The organism is Sphingobium sp. (assembly GCF_035511395.1).
Taxonomy (GTDB): domain Bacteria; phylum Pseudomonadota; class Alphaproteobacteria; order Sphingomonadales; family Sphingomonadaceae; genus Sphingobium.
On sequence record NZ_DATKFP010000136.1, the window covers coordinates 1 to 6,913 of the forward strand.

At 62.5% G+C, this 6,913-nt stretch carries 5 protein-coding genes; 1 reads left to right on the forward strand and 4 read right to left on the reverse strand.

The window, feature by feature from the left end:
• The 3 genes from mobF to VMR39_RS09165 all read right to left on the reverse strand — a co-directional run.
• Window positions 1–2,919, reverse strand: a 2,919-nt coding sequence (mobF, locus tag VMR39_RS09155) for a MobF family relaxase (protein ID WP_325415664.1), incomplete at its 3' end; no start/stop codon positions are given.
• Complete coding sequence (locus VMR39_RS09160) at window positions 2,916–4,919, reverse strand: type IV secretion system DNA-binding domain-containing protein (RefSeq protein WP_325415665.1); 2,004 nt, start codon at window positions 4,917–4,919, stop codon at window positions 2,916–2,918. The genes VMR39_RS09160 and mobF, both read right to left, overlap by 4 nt.
• Entirely contained in the window at window positions 4,916–5,218 is a 303-nt protein-coding gene (locus tag VMR39_RS09165) for a toxin-antitoxin system HicB family antitoxin (RefSeq protein ID WP_325415666.1), read from the reverse strand. Before VMR39_RS09165 ends, VMR39_RS09160 begins: the two co-directional genes overlap by 4 nt.
• A gap of 484 nt (window positions 5,219–5,702) precedes the next feature.
• Here VMR39_RS09165 and VMR39_RS09170 point away from each other — a divergent pair, with 484 nt between their 5' ends.
• Entirely contained in the window at window positions 5,703–5,963 is a 261-nt protein-coding gene (locus VMR39_RS09170; protein WP_325415667.1) for a hypothetical protein, read from the forward strand.
• A gap of 186 nt (window positions 5,964–6,149) precedes the next feature.
• On the opposite strand, the gene VMR39_RS09175 is transcribed toward VMR39_RS09170, so the two are convergent.
• Window positions 6,150–6,913: DUF2493 domain-containing protein (locus VMR39_RS09175; RefSeq protein ID WP_325415668.1), on the reverse strand; the 764-nt coding region annotated here is incomplete at its 5' end.

The following is a 6,913-nucleotide window of genomic DNA, read 5'->3' on the forward strand; positions in this document are numbered from 1 at the left end:
GAAATCGACCACGAGGTCGAGCCCCAGCGGCGCCAGTTCGCGAATGTCGGCGACGATGGAGGCGACCCCCTGCGCGCGCGCCGCGTCCCAGGCCGCGCGGCGCGGCTCGGCGGCGTGGACTTCGGCCCCTTCGAGCACGGCAATTCCGCGGTCCGGCTCTCGCTCATCCAGTTTGCGCGCGAGCGCCCTACCCTCTGCCTTCCGCCGCTCCTCAACCTGTTCGAGCCTTAGGCCCTTCAGCCGTGCCTCGTTCCGTGCGGCAGAGCGCCTGCTGTGATCGCGCTCCAGCCGGCCCAAACCTTCGAGCGCCGATGTCTTCTCGCCCGACCTCTCTTCGAGTTTCGCGATGAGCTTCCGGGGGTCTTCCGTCCAGAGTTTGACGCCGTAACGGGCTCGCGTGATGGCGGTGTAGAAGTTCTGTCCATTGACGAGCGGAGACGCCACGGGGGCCAGCACATAGACGCGATCATAGGTCTTTGACTGAGCGGAATACACCGTCTCCGCATAGCCGTGATCCCAAGTGGCGTGGCGTCCAAGATCGATCTGCTGGATCCGATCCCCACGGTCCCAACGAACCGTCGCCGCCATGCCATCGAGCCTCTCCACCGTCCCGCGTTCGGCGTTTTTGAGATCAAGCTCTTTGGTCGCGAGCCGCCATTGGATGCGGTCACCAGCGGCGAGGTTGCGATGCTCGGAGAGGAATACATTCACCTGCGCCGCCTTGCTCGTCCGGGGATCCCAATGGTGGATGCGCCCCTGCTCATCCGCCAATCGCACAAGCTGACGGCCCTTCGCATCGCGCACCACGGAAACGACCCGATACTCGCCATCATGCGCCAGGCCAGATCCGACCTGGTCGCGATTGAGCTTCAGAACCTGACCGCCGGAATAGAAGCGGGCCATCTGCTTCTCCTGCTCGCTGAGACCGGCGGGGGTAAGCACCGCAAGTCTGGTGTCCTCGGCTGCAACGACGCCTTCCCGCTGCAATGTCTCGCGGATCTGACTGTTGACGATGAGGCGCGTTGCATTCTCCAGAACGAGAATATTCGTTGTTGCTCGGCTTTCAGGCTTGAGGCGCGTCCATTCTCTCACCAGACCCTTGGCCAGTTCCTCCGCATCGCCGCCGCTGACCACCTTATCGAGATGGTCCAACGAAACGGCATAATCACCGGCGCGAGCCTGGGTGACGGCAAGCTTCATCGCCCTGGTTTCCTGCCGTCGCGATTCGACCAGTTCGGCGGTCGCGAGCCCAAGCTTCTGCATGAGCCAGAATGCCTTCCCCTGTTCGATCGCGCCGGTCTGCCGATTGTCACCCAGGAGAATGAGCCTCGCGCCGGTCATGCGACTGATCTCCAGCACTCGCAGCGCTTGTCGGTTTCCAAGCTGTCCGGCCTCATCGAGGATCAGTACATCGTTGCTGCTCAGCCCATACCCGCCGCTCGCCAACAGACTGGCTACGGTCCGGGATCCAATCTCGGCGCGATCACCCAGTTCAGCGGCGGCAGATGATGTCGGCGCAAGCGCCGTCAGCACCATCCCCGGATGCGCCGCTTCCTTGAGGGAGCGAACCAGCATCGATTTCCCAGCCCCAGCCACACCATGCACGGCAGTTACCCGGTCTCTTGACAATGCCATGAGCGCGAGGGCCTGCTCCTGCGCGGAGGATAGGCCAGCGCGTTCCAAAACGGGCAGCAGGCGGTCCGCGCTGGCTACCTGTCTGCCGTCTCCCAGGGAAAGCGCCAGATGCTGGGTCAGCGCCTGTTCCAACCTCACCGTCCTGCGGCTGGTTCGCCCTCGCGTGAGGATTGCATCACCAGTCTGCCCCCGTGTTGCCAGCAATTTGCGGCGGCTTTCATGGTCGATCAGGAGCGGTCTCAGGTCTTCGTATCGGACCTCTCCCACATGGGAGGCAAGGCCGACCGCAATGACGCGACCAAGAGGATTGACCGCCTCGCGTCCTTCCGATTGCCTGATCCCAAACAGGGCCGCCCGCGCTGCGTCGGCGGGCTCCACCGGGACGCGGCGTTCGCCCGCCTCCAGGGCCTCAGCGAGGAAAGCTGCAAGTTTGGGCTCATAGGGGATGAGCCGCGCATCCCAGCGATCATGCAGCTCGTTCAGCCCGACTTTCACTTTTGGGCCACGCGTCTGATAGAAGCTCTGCCTACGCGCCGCCTGCCCGGAAAGGCCATGCTCAGCGGCATGGGCGTTGATCTGCTCGGCACGCTGCGACATCTCTTTGATCAATGCCTTTGGGACGCCCCTGATCTCGAACAATCCCCGGCGCGGATCGAAGTCGATCTCAAATCCATATTCCCTCAGATTGTGGGCAAGCGCGTTGCGGTAGATCTGGCCGCTGGCCATCTGCTCGGCATACATCGCCCGCGTTTCGAGACTGGCCATCGGGTTGCCCGGATCGCGGTTCGTCATGTTGAGGATCACAATATGGGTATGGAGATGGGGGTCGAGTTCGCGGCTGACGTGCTCGGTAAAGCGTGCCCACAGGAGCCGCCCCGTCGTCTCATGGACGATCTTCCCTTCTTCCCGGCGGCGCAGCTGGGCATGTTCTTCGAGATAGGAAAGCGCTGCGTCGACGGCCTTCTCATGCGCCGCGACTATCCTCTCATCGCGAAGGGCGAGCGCCATGATCGATACGGATTTGGGGGCGCTGATTGCAAAGTCCCACCCAGGATGGTGATCAATTCCGTCTGCCCGCCGACGCCCTAACTGCTGGTCGCCGACAGCGCCGCTGAGCAGCGCATTGAGCTGTGCGGAATCCACCTCTCCGTGCAAGCCACGTTCATCGGCGAGCGCCCCACCCCAGGAAGACGTCTCCGCATCTCCCTTCGTATAATAGTCCCCTACGGTGTAATAGCGGGCGATGTTGCCGGGCGAGCCCTTGAGGCGACGCGGATGCATCATGCCGGCCTCGCATCGTCACGCTCACCGTTGGAGCGGCTATGCTTGTGGAGGTTGAAGCCACTCCTCGGACCAAGGAGCCTGAGCGGTTCGGCGTTCGGCGAGTCCCCTTCCTGCTTCGGAACTTCGTTGCCCTTGTGCGCAGGCGGCTTACCCTCGGTCGTTCCTTCGGGTGAGCTGCCGTCCAAGGGGAGCTGCGGCTCGGGTGGCGCTTCCTTCCCGGCGCGGCGGCGCTTTTTCTGCGGCACCTTTTCGGGGTGGGGTGGAGCGTTGCCCCCCTCGAACCTCTTGGCAGGTTCCGTTCGCTCGACGAACGCGGGCTCAATCGTTGGCAGCCCATTGTATCGATCCCGGAAATGGACGACGGGCAGATTTCTTCCGAACCGGAGAAAGCCCGACAGGTTGGGAAGATTCGTGACCTCGGTATGCATAACCAGTGGGCGGGTAACCTGCATGCGGGAGAGGTTGACGCCATCCCGCATGTCGTTGACCCCATAGGACATGCCCTCGTTGGCCTCGACCTGCTCGACCTGACCCAAATTCTCGGACACATGTTTGGCTGTGGGGGTATCGTTCGCCCGTAGCGCCACCCAGGTGGAACAGTAGCCGGTAATCGCGGCCGCATCCTGGATACCATAGGTTGCCTCCAGCTGCGGGTAGGACTGGAACCCCAATATGCCGCATCCACCATATTTGCGGGCGCGCGCCAGGAAGTCACTGAGCGAGGGCAGACGCTGTAGCGTCGGCAGCTCATCGATGACGCAATAGAGGCGGCGTTTCTGGTCCGGCGGAAGGCTCATGATCGCGCTGATCGCGATGTCGAGCCAGACCGTTATGAGAGGCCGAAGCGACGGAAGCTGGTCGGCTTTCACCGTGATGAAAAGCCTGCTGTCATCCTCTTCATTCGCCACCCAGTCGCGCACGGAGAAACCATCGAGTGTGTCGTCCAGATAGGAGAAGCTGCGCATCACCGATGCCAGCTCGGCACGAATGCCAGCGGACGTCCGGTCCCCCTCCATCGAGATGAAAGCGGCGGCGTCCGTCCCTTCCGCAAAGGCAGCCAGCGTCTTCAAAGGGCTGCGCAGTAGCGTATTTAGCAAGACCGAAATGAGCATCTGCTTGTTCTTGGCAAGCTTGCGGAAGACGGCGACCAAGGTGCCCCTTGCCGCCTTCGCCCAGAAGGGATCGCCGCCCTTATCGGGGATCGTGGACTCCGCGATCTGATCATAATGATAGTCGCGCGGCACATCGACCCAGGGAGACCAGCTGTCGGCTCGGGCATCGAGCGGGTTGAGCAATATGTCGTGTCGGGGCCGGTAGAATTTTTCGACGAAGGTGCCGGCAGTATCAAAGACGATCGCCCGGCGGCCCTTCCCACGCATCCCCGCCAGCATCTTGACGATGATGTTGGTCTTGCCGGTCCCCGGTGCCCCGCAGATCAAGATATGCTCAGGCTCAAACTCTTCAGGGACCGGCACACCGCCGATAGCGAAGCTTCCCCGCTTCGATCGCCACAGCAGGCGGCGGAGCTGTCGGGCTGTCCCGAACCGGGCGCCGCGGATGAACTGATTGGAGCCGAGCCCTTTCCCCGTGCGGGTGAAATAAAACCAAGCCCACAGAAGCATAAGCGCTGCGAAGGCACCTGATAGCGCTGCGGCATAGATCAGATGCTGCTCCATTGCCTGCATGGTCTTCTTCGCGATAGGAGACGCCAGCAGCGCGTCCGAGTTCGTCCAATATTGGCGACCGGCCGGGGTCCTGAACAGGATCGGCGCCCCACCCGGCACGTCGCTCTTGAGTGTAGCTTCGGCGATCTTCATCGCGACGAAGCGCTGATAGTCGCTGGATTTTTCCAGCACATACCAGATGATGCCGCCGACCCAGATCACCAGGCCCGCGATTGAGGTCTGGAAGAAGACCTGGGTGGTCATCCTGACATTGTGGACGATGGCCTGACCACCTCGGGTCCAGGAGCCCAAAGTGTCGTTGCGAAAGATGCTCATAGCGCACCATCCTCGGGCGCAAGAAGGCCCCGTTCGAGGAGCAGAGCGCGGGCATCGTCCATGCCCTTTTTGAGAATGTCGGGGCGCCGCGTTCCGACCGAGGCGGCCAATATAGCGAAGACCTGAATGAGGGTCGCCTGCACTTCATCGAAGCGACCATGATAACCGCCAGCATTGATCCCTTCGAAGCGATCAAGGATGTCGCGGACATATTCGGGGAGGCTGAGCCGCGCCGATCGAGCGCCAGCGACGAGACGCTCGTGGAGAGCGTCCTTCAATCTGATATTGATCCTGGGCAAGCGCCGAACTCCTGTTCGTTGCCTGTCCAGATGGGGTGAAGCCCGGACGTTATACGCCGATTTCTAGGCGATCTCAACGCCTTACGATGAGGAAGTATGGCACCATCATGGTGCCAAAGCTTATCAGGCACTTAGCCCTGAATTGCCTTCATATGGTGACCATTTGGTGCCAACTCCCAATGAAGAAAGCGACATCGGCACCGGCTGGCACCTAGCTGAAACCCGCAGAAAACCTCGCGATTCGCACCCGCAGCACCCGTGCGTACGGTGCATTACAAAACGCCCTGGGCGTGAGTACCCCTTCCGCAGCGGGCTTGCCCCGCTGCGCTGCCTCGTGCCGGAAGGCGCGGGGCACCCCGGAGGGGATTTCTCTTTCCGGCGGCACGCCGGCCAATTCCCCGATTGTCGCAACGAGTTGCTTTCATGGGCATGATCCTCAATAATGGAGTTGGCGGGCAGACCATCCGACGTGAAAGGATGATCAATGCCCAAGTTGAATGACCGTGACCGGCTTGCCGACCTCGAAGCGCGGCAGTCGAAAATTGCGCAAGAGATCCTCGACGCCCGCCGCGCTCTGCGCGGCAAATATGCCTCCATCCTAAACGACATGGAGGTGGAGAAGCTCAGCGAAAAAGACTTTCGCGACCTCGTCCAGCACGCGATCCGGGTGGGTGGACCAGCCTCTATCACCGCCCTGAAGGGCATTACACCGACCGCAAAATCTCAACTGGAAAAGCGCCCGTAGGGCGTCCCTGCGACGAGCACGGCGAAGCCGCGCGCAGGAGGCCCGCGTTCCTCAAGAGCGCGGCATCGTTGCCCGACGGGACGGGCGCGCAGCGCCTGTCCTTGAGGGCAACGACATAGAGCGACAGACAAAAAAGAGCGGGAGCTATCGGGCATGAACCCGACTGCTCCCGCATCCTTCGTGACTTCAGGAAGCCCAGTGCGCAGGGCCGCCATAGAGCGAAAGTAGCACCGGCGCGACACCGATGGAACGCATCACCCTTACCAGTTGAGCCTGAACCCCGCTCCCTTCAGCGACGATCGCCTCGACGGGCCGCAGCCGCGCAATCTGGTCGTTGCGCACGAACCCGGCGCGGTTCCCCCAGCGTGCCTTGTCTATGCCCAGTTTCACCACTGGCGTCTTGGTCTTTGCCGCCCATGCCTCGGCAATCGCGTCGCCGCCGCTATTCTGCGCGGTAGTGAGCAGCACCATCTGCGGCCGGGTCGCCTTCGCCCTCGAGAGCTCCTTCCAGATCGGCTCGGGGTCCGCCCACTGGCTGCCGCCCGAAAAGACGACCAGCGGCCCTTCAGGATGATGCTGCCCGATCCGGCGCTGGCGCCGCCCGGCCAGATAATCCGTCCCATTGATGACGCTCGCGGTCCGCTTGGAGGACACCAGCGTCGCCCTCGGCGCGGACCAGGGCTTGCCGGTCTCACTGTGATAAACCGCCGCGGCATGGTCCCGCATGCAGGCCAGTGCGTCCGCGGCCTCGTCGAGAAACGCCAGTTCCTCGTGCGCGCGCTCCAGCTCTACGGCATGGATTTCGCTGCCATCAGCCTGCCGGAGAAGGTCCCGCATCTGCCTTGCTGCCCCGTCGGCTTGTCCCGCTGCCTGATCGCTCACTCGATGGAAACTGTGGACGATGCCCCACACGATGCGCCCTGCCACTTTCTCCAGCCTGCTGTCCCGTA

Coding starts and splice junctions, on each gene's coding strand:
- VMR39_RS09170 (WP_325415667.1), top strand. CDS start 5,703: ATGCCCAAGTTGAATGACCGTGACCGGCTTGCCGACCTCGAAGCGCGG.
- VMR39_RS09160 (WP_325415665.1), bottom strand. CDS start 4,919: ATGAGCATCTTTCGCAACGACACTTTGGGCTCCTGGACCCGAGGTGGT.